25 protein-coding genes are annotated in these 21,826 nt (G+C 64.3%); 16 read left to right on the forward strand and 9 right to left on the reverse strand.

Annotated features, from left to right (window positions below; genetic code table 11):
* Both BUE39_RS26700 and BUE39_RS35250 read left to right on the forward strand, forming a co-directional pair.
* Nucleotides 1-553: SDR family oxidoreductase (locus BUE39_RS26700; RefSeq protein ID WP_073431714.1), on the forward strand; the 553-nt coding region annotated here is incomplete at its 5' end.
* A 28-nt stretch (nt 554-581) separates the two neighbouring features.
* On the forward strand, nt 582-740 hold the full coding sequence (locus BUE39_RS35250) for a hypothetical protein (RefSeq protein WP_167363311.1): 159 nt from the start codon (nt 582-584) through the stop codon (nt 738-740).
* 90 nt (nt 741-830) lie between these two features.
* Here BUE39_RS35250 and BUE39_RS26705 read toward each other — a convergent pair whose 3' ends face one another.
* Entirely contained in the window at nt 831-2,300 is a 1,470-nt protein-coding gene (locus tag BUE39_RS26705) for a Y-family DNA polymerase (protein ID WP_176035839.1), read from the reverse strand.
* The gene (gene imuA, locus BUE39_RS26710) at nt 2,230-2,937 is read right to left on the reverse strand and encodes a translesion DNA synthesis-associated protein ImuA (protein WP_073431715.1); all 708 of its coding nucleotides are present in this window, start codon (nt 2,935-2,937) and stop codon (nt 2,230-2,232) included. Before imuA ends, BUE39_RS26705 begins: the two co-directional genes overlap by 71 nt.
* A 292-nt stretch (nt 2,938-3,229) precedes the next feature.
* Between imuA and BUE39_RS26715 the strand changes: the two genes are divergently transcribed.
* Nucleotides 3,230-4,231 (forward strand): SDR family oxidoreductase, encoded by a 1,002-nt coding sequence (locus BUE39_RS26715; protein ID WP_073431716.1) that lies wholly within the window; start codon nt 3,230-3,232, stop codon nt 4,229-4,231.
* A 21-nt stretch (nt 4,232-4,252) separates the two neighbouring features.
* Here the strand turns inward: BUE39_RS26715 and BUE39_RS26720 are convergent, their stop codons facing one another.
* Nucleotides 4,253-4,906 carry an NrsF family protein gene (locus BUE39_RS26720; protein ID WP_073431717.1) on the reverse strand — a complete coding sequence of 218 codons (654 nt, stop codon included), beginning with the start codon at nt 4,904-4,906 and terminating at the stop codon, nt 4,253-4,255.
* Nucleotides 4,903-5,433, reverse strand: coding sequence for a sigma-70 family RNA polymerase sigma factor (locus BUE39_RS26725; protein WP_235004976.1), 531 nt, complete (start codon nt 5,431-5,433; stop codon nt 4,903-4,905). Before BUE39_RS26725 ends, BUE39_RS26720 begins: the two co-directional genes overlap by 4 nt.
* 263 nt (nt 5,434-5,696) lie before the next feature.
* Between BUE39_RS26725 and BUE39_RS26730 the strand changes: the two genes are divergently transcribed.
* From BUE39_RS26730 to BUE39_RS26785, 12 genes are all read left to right on the forward strand, one after another.
* The gene (locus BUE39_RS26730) at nt 5,697-6,017 is read left to right on the forward strand and encodes a BufA1 family periplasmic bufferin-type metallophore (protein WP_073431718.1); all 321 of its coding nucleotides are present in this window, start codon (nt 5,697-5,699) and stop codon (nt 6,015-6,017) included.
* A 13-nt stretch (nt 6,018-6,030) separates the two neighbouring features.
* Entirely contained in the window at nt 6,031-6,921 is an 891-nt protein-coding gene (gene bufB / locus BUE39_RS26735) for an MNIO family bufferin maturase (protein ID WP_073431719.1), read from the forward strand.
* 1 nt (nt 6,922) lies between these two features.
* The gene (locus tag BUE39_RS26740) at nt 6,923-7,699 is read left to right on the forward strand and encodes a DNA-binding domain-containing protein (RefSeq protein WP_318268344.1); all 777 of its coding nucleotides are present in this window, start codon (nt 6,923-6,925) and stop codon (nt 7,697-7,699) included.
* Nucleotides 7,700-7,705: 6 nt separating this feature from the next.
* The gene (locus tag BUE39_RS26745; protein WP_412534874.1) at nt 7,706-8,185 is read left to right on the forward strand and encodes a DoxX family protein; all 480 of its coding nucleotides are present in this window, start codon (nt 7,706-7,708) and stop codon (nt 8,183-8,185) included.
* A 449-nt stretch (nt 8,186-8,634) separates the two neighbouring features.
* Nucleotides 8,635-8,994, forward strand: a complete 360-nt coding sequence (locus tag BUE39_RS26750) for a hypothetical protein (protein WP_073431722.1) — start codon at nt 8,635-8,637, stop codon at nt 8,992-8,994.
* A 93-nt stretch (nt 8,995-9,087) separates the two neighbouring features.
* Entirely contained in the window at nt 9,088-10,383 is a 1,296-nt protein-coding gene (locus tag BUE39_RS26755; RefSeq protein ID WP_073431723.1) for a TolC family protein, read from the forward strand.
* 11 nt (nt 10,384-10,394) lie between these two features.
* Complete coding sequence (locus tag BUE39_RS26760) at nt 10,395-11,939, forward strand: efflux RND transporter periplasmic adaptor subunit (protein ID WP_073431724.1); 1,545 nt, start codon at nt 10,395-10,397, stop codon at nt 11,937-11,939.
* Nucleotides 11,936-15,139 carry an efflux RND transporter permease subunit gene (locus BUE39_RS26765; protein ID WP_073431725.1) on the forward strand — a complete coding sequence of 1,068 codons (3,204 nt, stop codon included), beginning with the start codon at nt 11,936-11,938 and terminating at the stop codon, nt 15,137-15,139. The genes BUE39_RS26760 and BUE39_RS26765 overlap by 4 nt, the downstream gene beginning before the upstream one ends.
* The gene (locus BUE39_RS26770; protein ID WP_073431726.1) at nt 15,136-15,471 is read left to right on the forward strand and encodes a copper-binding protein; all 336 of its coding nucleotides are present in this window, start codon (nt 15,136-15,138) and stop codon (nt 15,469-15,471) included. The genes BUE39_RS26765 and BUE39_RS26770 overlap by 4 nt, the downstream gene beginning before the upstream one ends.
* Before the next feature lie 270 nt (nt 15,472-15,741).
* Nucleotides 15,742-15,921, forward strand: a complete 180-nt coding sequence (locus tag BUE39_RS35685) for a hypothetical protein (protein WP_235004977.1) — start codon at nt 15,742-15,744, stop codon at nt 15,919-15,921.
* A 132-nt stretch (nt 15,922-16,053) separates the two neighbouring features.
* Entirely contained in the window at nt 16,054-16,368 is a 315-nt protein-coding gene (locus tag BUE39_RS26780; RefSeq protein WP_073431728.1) for a hypothetical protein, read from the forward strand.
* A gap of 101 nt (nt 16,369-16,469) precedes the next feature.
* A complete protein-coding gene (locus BUE39_RS26785; protein WP_073431729.1) occupies nt 16,470-16,787 on the forward strand; it encodes a P-II family nitrogen regulator in 318 nt (105 codons plus the stop codon).
* Between the two features lie 58 nt (nt 16,788-16,845).
* Here the strand turns inward: BUE39_RS26785 and BUE39_RS26790 are convergent, their stop codons facing one another.
* The 5 genes from BUE39_RS26790 to BUE39_RS26810 form a co-directional block, all read right to left on the reverse strand.
* Nucleotides 16,846-19,089, reverse strand: coding sequence for a copper-transporting P-type ATPase (locus tag BUE39_RS26790; RefSeq protein ID WP_090518843.1), 2,244 nt, complete (start codon nt 19,087-19,089; stop codon nt 16,846-16,848).
* 133 nt (nt 19,090-19,222) lie between these two features.
* The gene (locus BUE39_RS26795) at nt 19,223-19,474 is read right to left on the reverse strand and encodes a DUF2933 domain-containing protein (protein WP_073431730.1); all 252 of its coding nucleotides are present in this window, start codon (nt 19,472-19,474) and stop codon (nt 19,223-19,225) included.
* Nucleotides 19,475-19,498: 24 nt separating this feature from the next.
* The gene (locus BUE39_RS26800; RefSeq protein WP_090518844.1) at nt 19,499-19,900 is read right to left on the reverse strand and encodes an EMC3/TMCO1 family protein; all 402 of its coding nucleotides are present in this window, start codon (nt 19,898-19,900) and stop codon (nt 19,499-19,501) included.
* Nucleotides 19,901-20,072: 172 nt separating this feature from the next.
* A complete protein-coding gene (locus BUE39_RS26805) occupies nt 20,073-20,408 on the reverse strand; it encodes a hypothetical protein (protein ID WP_073431731.1) in 336 nt (111 codons plus the stop codon).
* 55 nt (nt 20,409-20,463) lie between these two features.
* On the reverse strand, nt 20,464-20,820 hold the full coding sequence (locus tag BUE39_RS26810; RefSeq protein WP_073431732.1) for a DUF4148 domain-containing protein: 357 nt from the start codon (nt 20,818-20,820) through the stop codon (nt 20,464-20,466).
* Between the two features lie 468 nt (nt 20,821-21,288).
* Here BUE39_RS26810 and BUE39_RS26815 point away from each other — a divergent pair, with 468 nt between their 5' ends.
* A complete protein-coding gene (locus tag BUE39_RS26815) occupies nt 21,289-21,675 on the forward strand; it encodes a response regulator transcription factor (protein ID WP_073431733.1) in 387 nt (128 codons plus the stop codon).
* Nucleotides 21,676-21,826: the final 151 nt, after the last annotated feature.

The following is a 21,826-nucleotide window of genomic DNA, read 5'->3' on the forward strand; positions in this document are numbered from 1 at the left end:
CTACGACTCCTGCGAAAAATGCGCGGCGCGGATCAAGGCCGAAGTCGGACCGGTCGACATCCTGATCAACAACGCCGGCATCACGCGCGACGCCAGCTTCAAGAAACTGGACAAGGTCAATTGGGACGCGGTCATCCGCACCAACCTCGATTCGGTGTTCAACATGACGAAGCCCGTGTGCGACAGCATGGTCGAGCGCGGCTGGGGCCGCATCATCAACGTGTCGTCGATCATCGGCTCCAAGGGCGGGTTCGGCCAGACCAACTATGCGGCGGCCAAGGCCGGCATGCATGGTTTCACGAAATCGCTGGCGCTCGAAGTGGCGAAAAAAGGCGTCACGGTCAACACGATCTCGCCCGGCTATATCGCCACGAAAATGGTCATGGCCGTGCCCGAGGAAATCCGCGAGACGAAGATCGTTCCGCAGATTCCGGTTGGCCGGCTCGGGCAGCCGGACGAAGTTGCCGCGCTCGTGCTCTACCTGTGCTCGCGCGAAGCGGGCTTCGTGACCGGCGCCAACATCGCGATCAACGGAGGGCAGCACCTGCAGTGAACCCGAGAGATCAGCAATGGAGGTTCCGATGAGTGAAGCAGTGGCAATCGTCGTAGGTTCATTCGTGCTGGTGACGGCGACAGCATTCGTCGTCGCTCACTATCGCCGGGAGCAAATGCGCCGAAAACTGCTTGGACGGCTGGCTTACCATCGCGACGCGTACGGCCTGGGCAGCGCCCGGCGTTGAGCTTACGCTCTCGCTAACCTGTGATGAAGATCGGGTTGACGGCGTTCCTCGCGCAGGCGAGGCGCCGTCGAAGGCCGTATTCGTGGCGCTTCATCCGAACAGGCCATGAAGGAACCATCGCTGCTCTTCTTCCGCATCGCGACTGCTCATGCGCTCGCGGTATATCCAGAAACAGCTTTGGTCTTCACCCTGAGCGACGAAATAATCGCGCGTGACGAGTTCGCCATCGAACCACCCGCTCTCGATGCGTTCGCCAGGCGACACGAGGCGCAGCGCCGAACCGTAAAACGGGCGGTGTTTTCGCATTAGCAGGCGCACGGGTTTCTCCAGCAGCCAGGTGGGCCGCGGAAGCGCTTTCGGCAACCGCGTGCTTTCCGACGTGCTGCGAACCGGCACCCATCGGTTGGCGATTTCGGGCCGGTAGTCCGCCGTTGGCGCGGGCCTGAGCACGTTGTCCTCGCCGAGCCTCGCGACCAGCAACTCGACGAGACGGGCGTGGTCCGCGGCGGAGCCGCCGGGCTCGGGAAACAGCGTATCGGATGCCGGTGCGGCGGGCTGCACGTTCGATGCATCGAGCCGCAGCGCGATAACGGGGGCGGTCAGTTCAATGCGGCCAAGACGCTCCCTGACGAGCCGGACCAGATGATCCTCCCGCCATGTCGGCTCGCCCAGGGCAATCTCGATGGGCGTCGGCTCGATGGCCTGCCTGCCGCGCTCGTGCTCGAGCAGAAGCGTCGCGCCCGTCAGCGCCAGTTGCTTCGCGCACAGCCAGCCGCACAGTTGCACGATGAGACGATGCGCACCGAAAAGCGCCGCTTCCGCATGCTCGATACGGTCGGGCATTTCAATGCGGGCGGAAAACGTGGGAGGGAGCGCCAGCCATTCGAACAGTTCCGGCGCCGTGCCGAAAGCGCGGTCGAGCGAGTCGAGCAGATGTTCGCCGCAACGTCGTTGCAGACCCGCGCGCGGCAGCCGTCTCACGTCGGCAATCGTTTCGCAGCCAAGGCCGGTGAACCAGTCGGCAAACGGCCTGATTTCCGGCACTGACTGCAACGGCAGCACCGACAATTGCCGTTCCAGCGAATCGACCTTGAGCACGCGCCGGTTCCGGTTCCTCGCGAGCAGCCAGGCGCCTTGCCCGGTCGGCGCGGCGCTTATCCGCGCGGTCAGCCCGATGGCTTCGAGGATCGCTTTCGCCTGCCGGCATACGGCGAGCAGTCCGCCAAAGAGACGCAGGCTCGCGCCGATGTCCACCACGACAACCGCCTCGTCGAGAACCGCGACATCGGGTGAGAACCGCATGAGCGCCACGGCGACCTCGCGTTGCGCGGCATGCTCGCGGCCGGCGTCGCGTTCGTAAATCTCGATCTCCGGCGCGAGCGTCAGCACGCCGCCGCGTTTCATGCCGACCCGCACCCCCGCGGCCCTGGCGACGCCATCCGCGATGAGCACCTTGTCCCGTTCGAGAACCACGCAGCCGTGCGCGGGCTCAGGCAGCCACTTCGGCCGGAAGACCTCGAGCTGCAACCGGGGCAGGTGAACGGCGAGAAATACGCGCATGGTGCGAAAACAGAACAGGTGTGGGTTGCAGGGGAATGGACAGAGGCTCTGCGCGTGCCGGACCTCGTCGCTTCGTGATGTCGACGGTCAGGCCGTCGCGTTCGGGCCGCAGCGCCAGCCGTAAAACCGCGGGAGAGGCATCCTGTGCCGACGCCAGCGGGCGGATCATGAAGAACAGCGTTTCCGAAGACTGGGCGGCCAGATGCAGCCGCCGCAGCGACGAGGTCTGAACGTGTTGCGCCCAGAACAGCAGTGCGCCGCAACTGCCGGCGCGCAGAATCTGCTCCGCGGCCCAGAGCGCGTCGGCTGTCTTCGGAGCCTGGACAACCATCAATTGTTCGGACGACAACCCGATGTATTCGAGGCCCAGGCCGTTCGGTACGTGCGGCGGCTGCACCATTGCAATCGGCCGCTTTTCCATTTCGCTGAGCGCGGGGCGCAATAGCCGCATTTCGCCCACGCCGGCCTGCTGCACCAGCAGGTCCACCAGCGCGCCGACCGGCCATCCGCCGCCGGGCAATTCCGCCGACAGCGCGGGATAGCCGGTATCCACGATATGCCCCCGGCTGCGCGCAAGCTGCGACGCCCGCCATAGCGACGGGTGGATGGCTTCGGGGACGGGCAGCGCGGTGGTCATTGGAGTTGCGGAAAAATTACTGTATGCATGTACAGTATCCTACACGGATTTTCGTAGCCACGAACAGGCACTTTTTTCGGGAAATTTTCAGGGAGAGGGGCGCTGGCACGGCCATTAGAAAACCTCACGCCACTCGCCACTCGCCACGCGGACTGCCCGAATGCCCAATCGCATCCAGACAAAATCGTCACGCCATGAACGCATGGCACGCCGCATGCAACGCATGCAGCACGAACCTGCCAACTCAAAACCCACGCGAACCCGCCCGCATTCACCGTCGACCGGAGGAACCATGTGGCGCAAGCTTGCTCGACCGCGAATCGTGGTGCTCACCGGCGCGAGCGCGGGCGTGGGTCGGGCTACCGCGCTCGCGTTCGCGCGTCGCGGCGCGCATGTCGCGCTGCTGGCGCGCGACCCCGCGGCGCTCGACGACACGGCAAAGCAAGTGCGCGCATGCGGCGTGCGCGCGTTGCCGATCGCACTCGACGTCAGCGACGCCGACGCCGTCGAGGCCGCCGCCGCCCGAGTGGAAGCGGAGCTAGGTCCGATCGACGTATGGATCAACAACGCCATGCTCACCGTGTTCGGACCGATGGCAAGCCTGACGCCGAAGGAGTTCGCGCGGGTGACGGACGTGACCTACCTCGGTTACGTCTGGGGCACGATGGCCGCGCTAAAGCGCATGAGCGCGCGCAATCGCGGTTGCATCGTCCAGGTCGGCTCGGCGCTCGCCTATCGCGCGATTCCGCTGCAATCGGCCTATTGCGGCGCGAAGCATGCGATCCGCGGCTTTACCGACGCGTTGCGCTGCGAACTGCTTCACGATCGCAGCCGCGTCCATCTGACGATGGTGCAAATGCCCGCATTGAATACGCCGCAATTCAACTGGGCCGAGAACCGCATGCCCCACGCTCCGCAGCCGGTGGCGCCCGTTTTTCAGCCGGAAGTCGCCGCGCGCGCGATCGTCTGGGCGGCAACGCATCGTCGGCGTGAGGTGTATGTCGGGATATCGACGGTCAAGGCGATTGTCGCCAACCAGGTCGTGCCCGGCTGGCTGGACCGATATCTCGGCCGCACCGGCTATCAGGCGCAGCAAAGAGCCGCGCCGGCAAGCGATGCCGCGCCCTCGAATCTGTGGCAACCGGTTGCCGGCGCGCATCGCGTTCATGGCCCATTCGACGGCGAGGCGAAGCGTCACAGCAGCGCACTATGGCTCGATACGCATCGTCCGCTTGCGCTTGCCGCCGCGCTGAGCCTGGCCGCGTTGACATGGCGGCGCTGGCCGCGCCGCTAGCCGGCGCGGCTGGTCGGCTCGTCAGTGCAGCGCGATCCAATCCAGCAGCCGCTGACCGTACCGGCCGCTCAACGCCAGATAAAGCGCGGCGACGCCGAGGTTCCACAGCAGGATCATCGCGGTCGCGTCGAGAGGATGGAAAATCGACAAGGCCACCGCGGTCATTGCAGCGACCGCGAGACTACCCGCCATCACGACCGGTCCCGGCGCCAGCCGGGCGGCGTGGCGCAGCATGATCAGCATCACGAGCGATAGCGGCATGCCGACCAGTACCAGGGTCGCGAAGCATCTTGCCGTTTCGCCGACAGACATGCCTTCCGGTCCGATCGCGATCCAATTGGTGAGGCAACCGTAGCCAATCGTGGCGACCCACGTGAGCGCAGCCGGTGCCGGCAACAGAAGCCAATGGCGTGACCGGCCCGGCACGCTGGCAATCAATGCCGCGACGGCGGCCAGAATGCCGGTGGCCGTGGCCGCGGCCATGCCGATGACGAACAGCGGCTGATGCAGCTTGACCGCCAGGTCGGCGCGCACTCCATGCGCGACACCGACGAAGAGCATCACAACCGCGGCAAACAGCAACCAGCACGCGGCTCTCGCCGCTGGCGAGCGCAGACGCCGCACCGGCGTGGCATCCGCGGCGAGCACGTCGATCAGGTCGGAGGTGCGGGTCATGATTTGCTACCTCGCTGCGGGAACATCTCCCGTAATCGTTTCATGGCCCGATGCGTGGCGACTTTCAACGCGGCAACCGACGTTCCGCTTGCAGCCGCGACTTCTTGCAGCGACATCTCCTGCAATTTGAGCATGCGCATCGCGTCGCGTTGTCCGACAGGCAATTGCTCGATCGCTTCCCTGACCAGGCGGGCATTCACCGTCTCTTCCTGTAAGTTCGCTTCATCGGCGGCAAAGGTTTCCAACTGATTTTCCATTGACGATTCATGCGAGCCAACACGGCCGCGCCGACGCAGACCGTCGACGACGCGCCGGTTTGCAATGGCGACCAGCCACGGCCCGAACGGACGCGAAGGGTCATACGTGTTGCGCACGGCGTGCACGGTCAGCAGCACATCCTGAACCGTGTCTTCGATGTCATCGGCGTTGCGGATGTGTCGTGCCGCGAGCGCACGAAGGTAGGGCGTGATGTCCTGGAGCAGCCGGCGATAGGCATCGGCGTCGCCCATTTGCGCGCTGGCCATCATGGCGGACCAGTCGAGTTTGCCGTCGGCGCGACGGGTCGGCGGCGCTTGCCGAGCGGCCGGCGCGATCGACGCCAGGCTCTCTCTTTCGGAACCAGGGACGGGACTCGGCGGGGGTGGATGCCGTTTCATGCCGAAATTTTGTGGCGGGGAGCCCGGATTGTCACGCGGAAAAAGTTTGAGCGGACCGTAACCTTTTGCGGCGCTCGGCCGAACCTTCCTGCACGGCCCACAATGTCCGGCCGCAACCCTCAGGAGGAAGCGTGATGAACAAACACAGGATGACGGCCTCGACCTTGTCTTCGGCAATCGGCCTGGCGCTCGCCATGCAGATCGCGCCTGTTCAGGCCCAGGCCATGAAGGACATGAGCGCAATGCCGCAAGCCGTGAAAGACAACATGGCCCGGATGGAAGCGAACAAACTGCAAAAGTGCTACGGCATCAACGCCGTGTCGAAAAACGACTGCGCTGAAGGCGCTCATTCCTGCGCCGGACAATCCACCCAGGCGCGCGACCCCAAGTCATTCGTTTTGCTGCCCGCCGGCGATTGCAGCAAGATCCAGGGCGGCAAGCTGAAGCCGGCGTGAGGAGGGAAGGGTCATGGATGCCGCTTCCGGCGCCTCGCACTATGCCCACGGCCTGATTCCGGCGTGCGCCGGCGTCGGGCTGCGCTTTCGGCACCATCACGAGGTTGTCGAACGGCATCCGCCCGCCGCCTGGTTCGAGGTGCATACCGAGAACTACATGGGCGGCGGCCGCGCGCCAGGATACCTGGATGCGATTCGCCGGGATTACCCGATCTCGCTTCACGGGGTGGGCCTTTCTCCCGGCAGCGTCGACGGCCTGGATGCACGGCATCTCGAGCGTGTGCGCGCCGTCATCGAGCGGGTCGAGCCCGGCCTCGTTTCTGAACACCTGTCCTGGAGCGTAAGCGCCGGCGTCTATCTCGCCGACCTGTTGCCGCTGCCGATGACGGAAGAAGCGCTGACCCTCGTATGCAGTCACGTCGACCAGGTGCAGACCTGTTTGCGGCGGCGCATTTCATTGGAAAACCCGTCCACGTATCTGCGTTTTCGCCACTCGACTATTCCGGAGTGGGCGTTTCTTGCCGAGGTCGCGCGGCGCACGGGATGCGGCATCCTCTGCGACGTCAACAACATCTATGTCAGTGCCGGCAATCACGGCTGGAACGCACAGGTTTATCTCGATGCCTTGCCGCCCGAATCGGTGACCGAGATTCACCTGGCCGGACACAGCGTGCGTCAGCTCGGCGAGGGCCGAATAATCCGCATCGACGACCACGGCTCACGCGTCGCGCCCGCCGTGTGGGACCTGTTCGAACTGGCGCTCAGGCGTTTCGGACCGGTTCCCACGCTGATCGAATGGGACACCGATGTGCCGCCGCTCGAGGTTCTGATGGAAGAAGCCGCGCTTGCGGATGCCGCTATCGGGAGGCAGGGAAATGACGACTTGTGCGCCAACGCTGCATGACTTGCAATGCGCGGTGCGCCGGGACTTGCTTGGGCTTGCCGATGGCGATGCAGCCGCGTATGTGATCGCCGATGGCCTCGCTCCGCAGGCGCGGCTCGGCATTTATCGGAACACGGCGAATAGCACGCTGCTTACGGCATTGCGGCTCACTTATCCGGCCGTGCGGGCTTTGGTTGGAGACGAATTCTTCGAAGGCGCGGCTCGACTTTTTATCGAGCAATGCCCACCGTCGAGCGCGCACCTGGATAGCTACGGCGACAGGTTCGCGGATTTTCTGGCGCGGATGCCGGAAGCGGCGTCGCTCGTCTATCTGCCGGATACCGCACGACTCGAATGGGCCGTGAATGAGGCGCTGCACGCAGCCGACGCAACGCCGCTCGATCTACGCCGCCTCGAACAAATGGATGAAGCCGCCATGCAAGCCGTACGGTTTTTGCCGAGTCCCGCAATACGAATGATGGAGTCGGCGTTTCCCATCGACGCCATCTGGCACGCGGTATTGTCAAAGGACGATAGCGCGTTGGCGGACATCGATCTGGCGGCTGATCCGGTCTGTTTGTCTATCCAACGGGCACCTTCCGGCGTCGACGTGAACCGGATGACGAAAGGGCAATACCGCTTCACGGCTGCGTTGCTTGCGGGACGCCCTTTGCATGACGCCCTGGCCGATGCGCCGGACGCTGAAACTTCCGTCTGGCTCGCACACCTTCTTGTATCTGGATGCTTTGTCGATATCCGTCTGTCGAACGAGGCATCCAGCCGAACAGCCGAGAGGTAGCCCATGATGCCGGAATCTCGAGCCGCTCATCGCAGTTCGATACTGACTGAGCGCATCCTGCGCACCGTGGGATGGCTGGAGCGCGTGCCGTATACGGTTCTCGCGCTTCCACTGAGGCTTGCTGTCGCCACGGTCTTCTGGAACTCGGCGATGACCAAACTGGCCGACTGGAATGCCGCGCTCCAGTTGTTCAGGGAAGACTATCGACTACCGTTGCTGCCGCCCGAGCTTGCCGCCTACATGGCTGTGTCGATCGAACTGACCGCGCCTGTGCTGCTTGTGCTCGGCCTCGCGACGCGACCCGTCGCATTCGTCCTGCTCGGCATGACAACGGTCATCGAGGTGTTCGTGTATCCGCAGGCATGGCCCACGCATATTCAATGGGCCGCGATGCTGTTGGTCCTGCTGTGCCGGGGCGCCGGCAAATGGTCATTGGATCAATGGTTATTCAGACGCTTTGGCAACCGCTGCGCATCACGGACATGACGTGGCATACGCCCGGCCGGGCGCCACGATAGCAATGACTTGAGCATGTCGCTGCGATGACCAGAAAGTCATTTCGGCGTCACGGCTCGTTCAGGCGCCGCGCTTCATCATCCAGAGATGAAGACACCATCCATAGCCCGTGTTCGCTTCGTCATTGCAATAGCGACGGCTGTCGTCGCGCTCGCCGGCTGTCAGAGCGCGGCCACGTCGAGCCGTTCAACCGTCGTGAGCGGCCTGGCCGTGAGCCCACGCTCGGGCGACTCGCCGCAATTGCCGAAGTCCTATCCCTGCCAGAACCTGCACGTGAAAATGCCGGCTTGCCCGCCGAGATGACATGGGCCTGGCGCGCGAATTGCATCGCCCAAACCCGCTGCCGGCTGCGTGCGACAAGTCACGCCGGCGATAAATTCCCCGAACATGGATGAGACCGCTCCCGTATAATTCCGGCCATGAAATTGCTCCGGACATTGCTCCTCCTGCTGCTTTGCGCCGTGCTGCCCATCAGTGGGCTGGCGGCGAGCGGGTTGACGGGAGAATGTCCAATGCAAATGAGCATGGGCGCCGACGAGGGCGGTGCGACGTCCGCGGAAATGCCTGGGTGCGAGACCATGAAATCGTCTCAACCGGAGAAAGCCAAGGGTTTCTGCAAGGCAACGGCGCAATGCCAGCTCGGCAGCCTGTATCACCCGGTCTCCCGTACTGAGGTCACCCGTCCCGCCGGACTCTCGATTCCGGTTGCTTTCCACTACGCCGACTCGCTGCCCGTCCGTGAACCGGCCGGCCCCTGGCGACCTCCTCGCGTCATCTAATCCCTTTCTGACAGGTTCACCGCGTTCGCGGTGAGGGTCGTCCTGCGTTCAGGACGTGGATTCCCTATGGGAGTCCGCCGTTGGGGTTCGAACATGCCTTTAACCATTGGCGCGCCGTCATGCCGGCGCGCACCCTTGCGCGCGCATTGGCTGTGCGCCGCACTGATTCTCGCGAGCGCCGCTGCGCGCGCTCAGCAAGCACCCGTCACGCTCGATGCGGCACTTCAGGCCGCCACCGACCGCTCCGCCGTCATGGCGGCGGCGCAGGCATCGGTGCGCGCCGGTTCGGAAGCGGCCGTGCGGGCCGGGCAGTTGCCCGATCCGATGCTCAAGGCCGGCGTCGATAACCTGCCGGTGAATGGGCCGCAACGATTCACCATCGGTCAGGACTTCATGACCATGCGCCGCGTCGGCATCGAACAGGAATGGGTATCCGGCGACAAACGCCGGCTGCGCTCCGCGCTGGCGAACGGCATGGTGGATCGCGAGCGGGCGGGCTATCTCGCGCAGCTCGCGAACACCCGTCAACAGACGGCCGCGGCGTGGCTGAACGCGGTCTATGCAAAGAAGGCGGTTTCGCTGCAGCAGGAACTCGTTGAGCACATGAGCCATGAGCTGGATGCGACGAGGGCGTCCTATCGTGGCGCGAAGTCGACCGCGGCCGACGTGACCCAGGCGGAGGCGCTGCTCGCTCAGGCCCAGGACCAGATGCTCAAGGCCCGGCAGACCTTGCAGACCGCGCTCATCGCGCTGTCCCGCTGGACGGCGAGCGCCGTTGCGGACGTGAGCGGCGAGCCGCCGGCGCCGCAGTCGTATGTGCCAGCGCTGCCGCCGCAGGAACTGAGCGAGGTGCAGCCGGTGCTGGTCGCCGCCTCGCGCGACATCGCCGTGGCCGACGCCGATACGGCCGTCGCGAACAGCAACCGCAGCCCCAACTGGACGTGGGAAGTCGCCTACCAGCAGCGCGGCGGCGGGTTCTCCAACATGGTGTCGGTCGGGGTCAGCATTCCGCTGCCTATCCATCGCAAGAACTATCAGGACCGTGACGCGGCCGAGAAAGCCGAACTCGGCACCAGGGCGCGCCTGCTGTACGAGGACGCGCAACGGCAAGTGACAGCGGACATCCAGACTCAGTCCGCGACGCTTGCCAGCGGCCGCGAGCGCATCGCCAATCTCACGCACGCGCTGTTGCCGCTCGCGGAGCAGCGCGTGCGCCTGGCGGTGGCGGCGTACAAGGCGGGCACCGGTTCGCTCGCGGACACGTTTGCCGCGAGACGTGCGCAACTCGACGCCGAGCTTCAGGTGCTCGACTTGCAGCGAGACGTCTCGCAGACCTGGGCGCAACTGGAATACCAGGTCGTGCCTGCCTCGATGTCCGTCAGTCAGTGAAGGAGAACACCATGCAAACGAAACCACTGGCGCGCGCGGTTCTGATGACGTTCATCGCCGCGGCGCTGTTAGGCGCGGGCTATCTCGCCGGCACGCGGCGCGCGCCGGCGACGGGCTCTGGCGCATCGGCGGCCTCCGCCTCCGCCTCTGCCTCCGCAAACACGATCGACCCGAAGACGGGCCGCAAGGTTCTGTACTGGCACGACCCGATGGTGCCGAACCAGCACTTCGACAAGCCGGGCAAGTCGCCTTTCATGGACATGCAACTCCAGCCGGTCTACGCCGACGAAGGTGCCGCGGGCGGCATCAGGATCGACCCAGGCCTTCAGCAAAACCTCGGCATCCGCTACGCCACCGTGCGCCGGCACGAAACGATGGAAGGATTCGATGCCGTCGGCACGACGCAGTTCGACGAATCGCGCTCGGAGGTGGTGCAGTCGCGCGTGACGGGTTACATCGATCGTTTGCATGCCAGCGCACCGATGCAGCGGATCGCGAAGGGCGCACCGATTGCGTCGCTGTTCGTGCCCGACTGGCTCGCGCCGCAGGAAGAATATCTCGCGCTCAAGCGCAGCGGCATCGATAGCGGCATGCTCGAAGCGTCGCGCGCGCGCATGCGTGCGCTGTCGATTCCCGATGGCGTCATCGCGGCTCTCGACCGGACGGGCAAGGCGCAGACGCATGTCGTGCTGTCGTCGCCGGAAACCGGCGTGGTGAGCGAACTGAACGTCAGGGACGGCGCGATGGTGACGCCAGGGCAAACGCTCGCCAAGGTCGCCGGTCTGTCGAAGCTCTGGCTCATCGTCGAAATTCCCGAAGCGCTTGCGCTGGGCGTGCGGCCAGGCATGACCGTCGATGCGACGTTTGCCGGAGACCCGGCCCGGCACTTCAACGGGCAGATTCGCGAGATCCTGCCCGGCATCAGCACCACCAGCCGCACGCTGCAAGCGCGCCTCGAAATCGACAACGCCGCGCTCGGACTGACGCCCGGCATGCTGATGCGCGTGCGCGTGGGCGCACAGAAGCCGGTCTCGCGTCTGCTCGTTCCGGCCGAGGCGGTCATCACCACGGGCAAGCGCTCGGTCGTCATCGCGAGGAACGGCGATGGCCGCTTGCAGCCCGTTGCGGTCACGGTCGGCAACGACATCGGCAATGAAACCGAAGTATTGAGCGGCCTGAGCGACGGCGAGCAGGTCGTCGCGTCCGGTCAGTTCCTGATCGATTCCGAAGCCAGTCTGAAGTCGGTTTTGCCACGGCTGGAGGCCGGCGCGGGCACGGCTCCAGGCGCTCCCGCGCCTGCGTCCGCAGCGGCAATGGCGGCGGCCCCAACCTACGAGACCACCGGCAAGGTCGAGAAAGTGACCGCCGAGGACATCACGTTCTCGCATCAACCCGTTCCGGGCCTGGGCTGGGGCGCGATGACGATGGCGTTCAACAAGCCCTCGCCCAATGCGTTTGCGAACGTGAAGCCGGGCGACATGGTGCATTTCGCGTTCAGGCAGTCGGATGACGGCTACCAGTTGACCAAGGTCGAACCGCTTGGAGGCGCCAAATGATTGCGCGCCTCATAAGATGGTCTATCCATAACCGCTCCCTCGTGCTGCTGGCGACGGTGCTCGTCACGGCGTGGGGCGTCTACTCGGTCACGCAAACGCCGCTCGATGCGCTGCCTGATCTCTCCGACACCCAGGTCATCATCAAGGCGTCGTATCCGGGCAAGGCGCCGCAGGTGATCGAGGACCAGGTCACGTATCCGCTCACCACGACGCTGCTCGGCGTGCCTGGGGCAAAAACCATCCGCGCGTATTCGTCGTTCGGCGATGCCTTCGTGTATGTGCTGTTCGACGACAAGACCGACCAGTACTGGGCGCGCTCGCGCGTGCTCGAGTACCTGAACCAGGTGCAAAGCCGTCTGCCCCAAGGGGCGACCGTCTTGCTTGGACCGGATGCGACCGGCGTCGGCTGGGTGTACGAATATGCGCTGGTCGACAGGACGGGACAGCACGACCTCGGACAACTGCGCGCGCTGAACGACTGGTTCCTGAAGTTCGAACTGAAGTCGGTGCCGGATGTTTCGGAGGTGGCGAGCATCGGCGGCATGGTGCGTCAGTATCAGGTCGTCCTCGACCCCGACAGGCTGCGGGCGTACGGCATCACCCAGACGATGGTGGCCGACGCGCTCGGCAAGGCGAATCAGGAATCGGGCGGCTCGGTGGTGGAAATGGCCGAGTCCGAATACATGGTCCGCTCGTCCGGCTACCTGCATACGCTCGACGATTTCCGCAACGTCGTGCTGCGCGCGAACGATGCCGGCACGCCGGTGCTGCTTGGCGACGTGGCGCGCATCCAGATCGGACCGGAGATGCGGCGCGGCATCGCGGAACTGAACGGTCAGGGCGAAGTAGCGGGCGGGGTGGTCGTGATGCGCTCCGGCAAGAATGCGCTGAAAACGATCGACGCGGTGAAGGCGAAACTGGCCGCACTGAAGCGCTCACTGCCGGCGGGCGTCGAAGTCGTGACGACCTACGACCGCTCGCAACTGATCGAACGCGCGGTGGATAACCTGAAGGACAAGCTCATCGAGGAATTCGTCATCGTCGGGCTCGTCTGCGCGGTGTTCCTGTTTCATCTGCGCAGCGCCTTTGTCGCCATTCTGTCGCTGCCGCTCGGCGTGCTGACCGCGTTCATCGTGATGCGCTATCAAGGCGTCAACGCGAACCTCATGTCGCTGGGCGGCATTGCGATTGCCATCGGCGCGATGATCGACGCGGCCATCGTGATGATCGAGAACGCCCACAAGCATCTCGAAGCGTACGACCACGACCACCCTGACAAGCCGATCACGACGGCACGGCGCTGGGAACTCATCGCCACTTCCGCAACGGAGGTCGGGCCGGCATTGTTCTTCTCGCTGCTCATCATCACGCTGTCGTTCATCCCCGTATTCTCGCTGGAAGGGCAGGAAGGCAAGCTGTTTTCGCCTCTGGCGTTCACCAAGACCTACACGATTGCGGCTGCGGCCGGTTTGTCGGTGACGCTGGTGCCGGTCCTCATGGGCTACCTGATCCGCGGCCGCATTCCGCACGAGAACGCCAATCCCATCAACCGCGTGCTGATCCGGCTGTACCGTCCGTGGCTGGAAGCGACGCTGCGCCGGCCGTGGATCGCGATCGGCATCGCCGTTCTCGCGCTGGTCATCACGCTTGTTCCTGTATCGCGGCTCGGCGGCGAGTTCATGCCGCCGCTCGACGAAGGCGACCTGCTCTACATGCCGACCGCGCTTCCCGGCATTTCAGCAGCGAAGGCGGGCGAACTCTTGCAGCAGACCGACCGGCTCATCAAGACGGTGCCCGAGGTCGCCACGGTGTTCGGCAAATCGGGACGCGCCGACACGGCCACCGACCCCGCGCCGCTGGAGATGTTCGAGACCACGATCCAGTTCAAGCCGCGCGACCAGTGGCGACCCGGCATGACGCCGGAGAAGCTCGTCGATGAACTGGACCGGACCGTCAAGGTGCCGGGGCTGTCGAACGTGTGGGTGCCGCCGATCCGCAATCGCCTGGACATGCTGTCGACCGGCATCAAGACGCCGGTGGGCGTGAAGATTTCAGGCAGCGAGTTGTCGCAAATCGACGGCATCGCGGCGCAGGTCGAGGCGGCGGTGAAGGACGTTCCCGGCGTGACATCCGCGTTGGCCGAACGCCTGAATGGCGGCCGCTACATCGACGTCGATATCGACCGGCTGGCGGCGGCCCGCTACGGGCTTGCCGTGGCGGATATCCAGTCGGTAGTTTCGTCGGCGGTAGGCGGTGACAAGGTCGGCGAAGTCATTGCGGGGCGGGAGCGCTTTCCGATCAACATCCGCTATCCGCGTGAAATCCGCGATTCGCTGGAGAAGCTGCGTGAGCTACCGGTCGTCACGGAGCGCGGCGCGCAGATCCGGCTCGGCGATGTCGCGCGTATCACGATTGCCGATGGCCCGCCGATGATCCGCAGCGAGAACGCCAGGCTCTCCGGTTACGTCTACGTCGATATCCGCAACACGGACCTGCAATCCGCCGTGAAGGCGATGCAGCGCGCCGTGGCGGAAAAAGTCGTGCTGCCGCCTGGCTACTCGATTGCGTGGTCCGGTCAGTTCGAGTATCTGGAGCGCGCGGCGGCGAAGCTGCGCACCGTCATTCCGGTGACGCTCGCCGTCATCTTCGTGCTGCTGTTTCTCACGTTCGATTCGGTGGCCGATGCGCTGCTGCTGATGTCGACGGTGCCGTTCGCGCTGGTCGGCGGTTTCTGGCTCATCTGGATTCTGGGGCATGCGGTATCCGTCGCGACCGCCGTCGGCTTCATCGCGCTCGCGGGCGTGGCGGCGGAATTCGGCGTGGTCATGCTGCTGTACCTGAAGGGCGCGCTGAACCGCAGGCTCGAAGCCGGCGAGCCGCTGAGCGAGGCGCTGCTGTTCGACGCGATCCGGGAAGGCGCCGTGTTGCGCGTGAGGCCGAAAGCCATGACGGTCGCGGTCGTGCTCGCGGGTCTCATACCCATCATGATCGGACACGGTGCCGGCTCGGAAGTGATGCAGCGCATCGCCGCGCCGATGGTCGGCGGCATGGTCACCGCGCCGCTGCTGTCGATGTTCGTGATTCCCGCCGCCTGGTTTCTGCTTCAGCGCCGTCGCGCGAGACAGGAATGTGATGCGCGGTCACACCATGCAACTTCCGGCATGAACGTGCCATCTACCCAAACTGGAGAGACTCAATGAAGACATTGATTATTGCATCCGTTGCTTTCGGAGCCATCGTTGCGGCGCCCGCGTTTGCTGAAGAAGGTATGGACATGTCCCAGCCGTCGACTTCGAAAACGTCATCCAACACTGCGCTCACCAATGCCGAAGTGATGAAGGTCGATCCGGCCACCGGCATGGTCACGCTAAAGCACGGAGCGCTGGAAAACGTCGGCATGCCGCCGATGACCATGGCCTTCAAGGCGAAAGATGCTGCAATGGTCAAGCAGGTTCACGAGGGCGACAAGGTCAAGGTCCGCGTCGAAAACGTTGACGGTACGCTGACCATCGTGAAACTGGAAAAGCATTGACGAGGTACTGATACGGCACTCGTCGAGCCAGCGCGCAACAGGTCCGGCCGCGGACCGTAGCGATGCGCCGCGGCAGCGCCTATACTGGGATTCATGAAAGTGTGGGCCAAATTCGTCGCGTGCTTTCTGATTGCGTGGTTGCCGCTGCTCGGCTACCCGGCGCAGGCGGCATTGTGTCCGATGGCGGCGTCGGTGGCCGCGCATCAACAGAGGCAAGCTTCGCACGCATCCGACATGACTGCGTGCGAGCAACCTGCAAGGCATCACACCATGAATGCCCAAGCTGCGTGCCACGGCGGCATGGGCGGCCTCGCCTGCGGCGTGCCCGCCATACCGGCGAGGTACGCCGTTATCGTCGTACCTTCCGCGCCTGTCTACTGGGCTGTCGCCCGTACCTTCACGGAACAGTTCATCCCCGAACTGCCGGCACCTCCACCGCGCTTGCTGTAACTCCCTCGTCGGCAGGGACGAATGGTTCCGCACCGTGGCTCGCGCACGTCCGCCACGCACGAAACTAGCGTCGCGCCGCACGTTGGAGACTGCTTTCTCGGCGATACGATCGAACCGAATCCGGAGACTGACATGATCACGAAATTTATCCGAGCAGCGGCGCTGTCGGCGCTGCTGTCAATGACAGCCACTGTCGCCGTGTCGGCTGGTGGCGCGCGCAACGACGGAAGCTCGCCAGCGCAAACACGAGAACGCGGCGATTCCATGATGGGAATGGGAGGAATGGGAGGAATGGGCGGCGGCATGATGGGTAGCTGTCCAATGATGGGCGGCAATATGGGCATGGACCCCAAGACCGCGATGCGCATGCACGCCGACATGATGCGCGCGATGAGCGACATCATGCTCAAGTATGCCGATCAGGCCGGAGCGACCCCGTCGAAATAAGCGCTTCGGCATTCATCTTTTCTGACGGCATGACACGGCGGGTGCGACATGGGCGGTCGTCGCACCGTTTCTCGCTGTTTTCCTCGGTCATTGAGGGCAACATGGAACTGAAATGCGTTGTTGCAATTGTTCGGCCTGAAGTCCTCGAGGTGCTGGAGCGCCGGTTGGGCGCAGTACATGTTCATGGACTGACCATCACCCAGGTAAAAGGATTCGGCGCGCACCCGAACCCGTTCTCTAACGACTGGACAACCGGGCATATCAAGATCGAGGTCTTCACGCAGAGCGAAGCTGTCGATGCGCTGGTTCGGGAAATCCTGAACATTGCATACGGCACTGCGGGCGAAGACGGAATCGTCGCGGTCCTCCCGGTGGAGCGCTTTCTACGCGTGAGTACCGCGTCCGAGGCGGCTCCGTGAACCAGACGGCGGTGGATGCGGCGCATCGCCGCGCCGCCTTCGCCGGCAGGAGGCGCGGCTACGTGCGCGCCGCCCGCAAACGAAGCGCGTTGCCTATGACCGACACCGAGCTCAGCGCCATTGCCGCGCTCGCGATGATGGGGCTGAGCAGGATGCCGAGCCAGGGATACAGCACGCCTGCCGCGACAGGAATGCCAATGACGTTGTAGGCGAACGCGAAGAACAGGTTCTGCCGGATGTTCTTCATCGTTGCGACGCTCAGGGTGCGGGCTCGCGCGATACCGCGCAGGTCGCCCTTGACCAGCACGACGCGGGCGCTGTTCATCGCGACGTCCGTGCCGGTGCCCATCGCGATCCCGACATTGGCCTGAGCGAGTGCGGGCGCGTCGTTGACGCCGTCGCCCGCCATCGCGACCACGTGCCCTTGCTGCTGCAATTCCTGCACGTGCTTGTACTTGTCCTGAGGCAGAACGCCCGCTTTGACCCCGTCGAGCGACAGCGTTTTCGCCACCGCGTTGGCCGTTACCGGATTGTCGCCGGTCAGCATGATGATCCTGATGCCCGAGGCCTTCAGCAGTTGCACGGCCTCGGCTGTCGTGCCCTTGACCGGATCGGCCACGCCGATATAACCGGCGAGTCTGCCGTCCACGGCCAGATACATGATGGTTTGACCCGCTTCGCGCAGCCGGTCCACGTCCGCGTCGACGGCCACGCAGTCGATCTTCGCATCGTCCATGAGCCCCGTGTTTCCCAGCAGGGCGGCGTGACCGTCGATCTTGCCGCTCACGCCTTTGCCGACGATCGCGTCGAACCCGTCGACCGGCTTCGTCGCCGCGTTGTTCTCCTGCGCCCGCGAGACGATGGCCTGCGCCAGGGGATGTTCGCTCGGTCCTTCGAGACTGGCCGCATAGCCGAGCACCGATGCCTCGGTGTGGTCCGCCAATGCGACGACCGTCTGAACACGAGGTTTGCCCTCGGTGAGCGTGCCGGTCTTGTCGACCACCAGCGTGTCGACTTTCTCCATCAGTTCGAGTGCTTCCGCGTCCTTGATGAGCACGCCTTCCTTCGCGCCGCGCCCGACTCCCACGATGATGGAGACGGGCGTCGCCAAACCGAGGGCGCAGGGGCACGCGATGATGAGCACGCTGATCGCGACGACGAGCGCGTTCGCGAGCGCGGGCGCTGGACCGATAACCGCCCAGACGACGAACGACACCGCGGCGATGCCGATGACCGCCAGCACGAACCAGCCCGACACCTGGTCAGCCAGTTTCTGAATCGGCGCGCGCGAGCGGCCGGCCTCGGCGACCATCTGGACGATTCTTGCAAGCAACGTGTCCGCGCCGACCTTTTCGGCGCGCATCAGAAACGTACCGGTCTGGTTGACCGTCGCGCCGGTCACCTTGCTGCCGGCCATTTTTTCCGAGGGGATGGATTCGCCGGTAATCATCGATTCGTCGACGCTCGAACGGCCTTCGGTGACGACGCCATCGACCGGAACCTTCGAGCCGGGCTTCACCCGCAACGTGTCGCCGATCGCGACGGCTTCCAGCGGCACGCTTTCTTCCGCGCCATTCGCGCCGACGCGAACCGCCGTGTGCGGCGCGAGGTTCAACAGATCCTTGATCGCGCTCGACGTGCGCGAGCGGGCGCGCAACTCCAGCACCTGCCCGAGCAGTATCAGCGTCACGATGACCGAGGCGGCCTCGAAGTACAGCGGCAATTCATGCCCGCGCCGGAACGCGTGAGGCAAGGCATCGGGGAAAAACAGCGCGAACACACTGAAGAAGTACGCAGCCGAGACGCCCAGCGCGATGAGACTGAACATGTTCAGTTGGCGCGTGCGGAACGATTTCGCGCCACGCTCCAGAAAGGGCCAGCCCGCCCACAGCACGACCGGTGTGGCGAGTACGGCCTGCACGCACTGCGACCAGGTCGCCGGCATCCAGTGGGGCAGGGCCAGCCAGTTGCCGGTCCGGTCGATAACCGCGCTCACGTCGTAGGACGTCAACATCGGCCCCATGGTCATCACGAGCAGCGGTATCGACAGCGCGAGCGCGACCCAGAACCGGCGCGTCATCGATTCGAGCTCGACGTTGCGTTCCTCGACCGCGAGCGGCGTGACGGGTTCGAGCGTCATTCCGCAGATAGGGCAATTGCCGGGGGCCGACGCGCGTATCTGCGGATGCATCGGACAGGTATAGACCACGCCAGGCGTGTTGCCGCTGTCGCCGCGATGGCGAGCCGGAAAGGCAGGGCGGCCGTGGACCGGCGCCGGCGCGTGAGCATGGGAATGCGACATGGAAAACCCTCCACTAGGAGTCAGCCGGCGTGCGCGGCATGAGCGTGGTGAACCTCGAGACAAAGCACGGCGTGCGCCGCGCGTCATCGCGCCGCGCGTCGCCGTGACAACGAGCCCCCAAAAGTTCTATCCGCTAGTGAGGGCGTTCATCGTTTCCCTGGTGGGGCTTCGCATGCTGCGTGCCACCCCCTGCGCCGTGATGCCCATGATGCATGAACAGATGCATCAGCGGACATGCGAGGAGGAGCACATAGGGCAGCGCACCCAGAAAATGCGCGCGATGCCCGGAAAACATGAAGAAAGCGGCCACCGCGCCGAAACCCACCAGGGCGATCGCGCCGCGCGACTTCCAGAAGGGCCGCGCCTGCTGAACGGGGATTGTCATGCCGGGCTCCTTATGCGCGCCGTATCACTTTGCGGCCGGCGGGTTCTCGATGGCCTCGCGGTCCATCATCATCTGCATCATGTCCATGCGCTTTTCCATCATGTCGTGCTGCGCGCTGCCCGAACCCATGTGTCCGTGATGGTCTTTCATGCCGTTCATCATCGCCATGCCCTGCTGCATGGCCTGCATCTGCTCATCCATCAGCTTCGCTCTTTCCTCGGGCGTGTTTGCCGCCATCATGCGCGCGTGCAGTTCCTGCATTTTCTTCATTTGCGCATCGGCGGCGCCTGGCGTTGCCGTGCCGTGCGCGTGTTCATCGACCGCGGGCGCGGCGCCGCTCGAGATCGCGGGGCCGAACGAAAGCGACAGGGCAATGAGCGACGCGGCGAGCCATGCGAGCGTTGGGGTTTTGCGCCGGCTGTTCATGATTCTCTCCAGGTTGTTGTTTTCCCTATCGTTGACTGTACTGGCGGGAACGTCGGGTCCGTTGATCTGGCGCAACGAAAAGGCATCCTGGACGGCTGGCTGACGGCTACCGATCTGGAGCGGGCAAAAAGTGGCGGCGTGGGATTGGCTGCGGCGGTTTCCGCTGCACGCGTCAGGTCCAGTACTTCGAATCGGTGACGGACGTGCGGTAGCCGGGAACGAGGCGGGGCGGTCGGTGCGGCGAACCGGACGCACCGAACCCGTTTTCAGATGCGTCGAGACGTGCCGCTCCCGATTGGGCGGAAGCTGACGGCTGAATTAACGAACGCGCTCCGTCCTCGATAACGCGTTCCATCGCGTTGTCCGCTGCAATGCGTTCCAGCGGTAATTCAGAGGCTTTGCCCACCGTCGTCAACACCTCGATGAAGCACGCCGACTGCGCCCCATAGCCTGCCGAGACCGCCAGCGCAACCATTGCGGCGAAATACAGTGTCCCGGCGGCTTTCATGGGCATCGGCCTGACATGCGGGCGTCGACCGAATGATGAACTTCGCACTTTGCCCTCAGCTACCGAAGTACGGATTGCAGTAGCTCGCCGGGCCCACGCAGGACGATTGCATCGCCGTATGCGTGGATGCCCGCTTGCCGGCCGCGGATTTGCCGTGTTGCGTGACGCCGCCGTATCCCTGAGTGCCCGATTGCTGTCCGTCTTGCGCGGCGATCTTTGCCTCGGCGGCCTGAATGTCGGCCGGATAGTTGATGTCGTTGGCCACCGACGGGTTATAGCCGGCCTGTTCCACGCGAACCAGATCGGCGCGCACTTCGGCACGCGTGATCGGCCCATTGGTTTGCGCGAAGCTCAGTGCGGGAGCGGCGAGTGCGCCGGTTGCGATAGCGAGGAAAAGTACGATCTTTTTCATGATGAAGCTCCTTGATGGATGAGAGAAGGCGAATCGTTGGTGAATCGTTTGCGAATCGTTTATCGAGCCGCGATTGAAATGTAGTCCCGCAAGCTCCATCGAAATAGACATACATCGGTACGCCGGCCGGCCAACGGCCGGTGCGTTCGCTGAACCTTCGGATGAGCCATGCGCCGCGCGATAACCGGTCTGACGAACGGGTCTCGTGCCCGCGCATGAGCCACCCTGCTCCGAGGTCCGGTCCGTTCATATGAAGGTGTTATGCGCCCGGTGAGGCCTGCGGAGCGCGCTGCGCTCGCCGCGGCTTTCGCACCTATACGGAGGTATGAGCGATCCATTCGAACGTTTGGTGCGGCGCTTGCGTTCGTAGAATGGTTCGCGAGGCGTGCGGCGCGTATAGTCGAACCGGAGCGGGTGGCAGCCCATGTTGCACCGCCGTTTTTGCACTCAAGGCCGAGGACCCGTCGCTTGTACAACAATCCAATCGTTTCGATCATCGACGACGACGAGTCTGTCCGCGTTGCGACGTCGAGCCTGGTTCGTTCGCTTGGCTGGGACGTCCGGCTCTATGCGTCGGCGGAGCAGTTCCTCGCGTCCGACTCCATCGGCGCCGTGACCTGCATCATTTCCGATGTGCAGATGCCGGGTATTTCCGGGCTGGACATGTACCGCCGTCTCATCGAGCGCGGGGTGACGCTGCCGGTCATCTTCATCTCCGCTTTCGCGTCCGATGCGGTGCGCCGTCAGGCGCTCGACATCGGCGCGATGTGCGTGCTGAGCAAGCCCGTCGATGCGGCGGAGGTGTCGCGCCGTCTGGAAACGATTAGGGCGGGCGGTGACGGCATGCCGGCTTGAGGGCCTCCGAAGCGCGCATGCGCAAGCATCGGCCAGCCCTGTCTCCGATAGAATCAGAGCCGGATAAAAAAGGTCGACGTCCCGCATCCCGGACCGATATGCACGACCGGTCCGACAAAAGCAGGGACGCGCTGCTTACCAACAAACGCTT

It is taken from the genome of Paraburkholderia terricola (assembly GCF_900142195.1).
GTDB lineage: Bacteria > Pseudomonadota > Gammaproteobacteria > Burkholderiales > Burkholderiaceae > Paraburkholderia > Paraburkholderia terricola.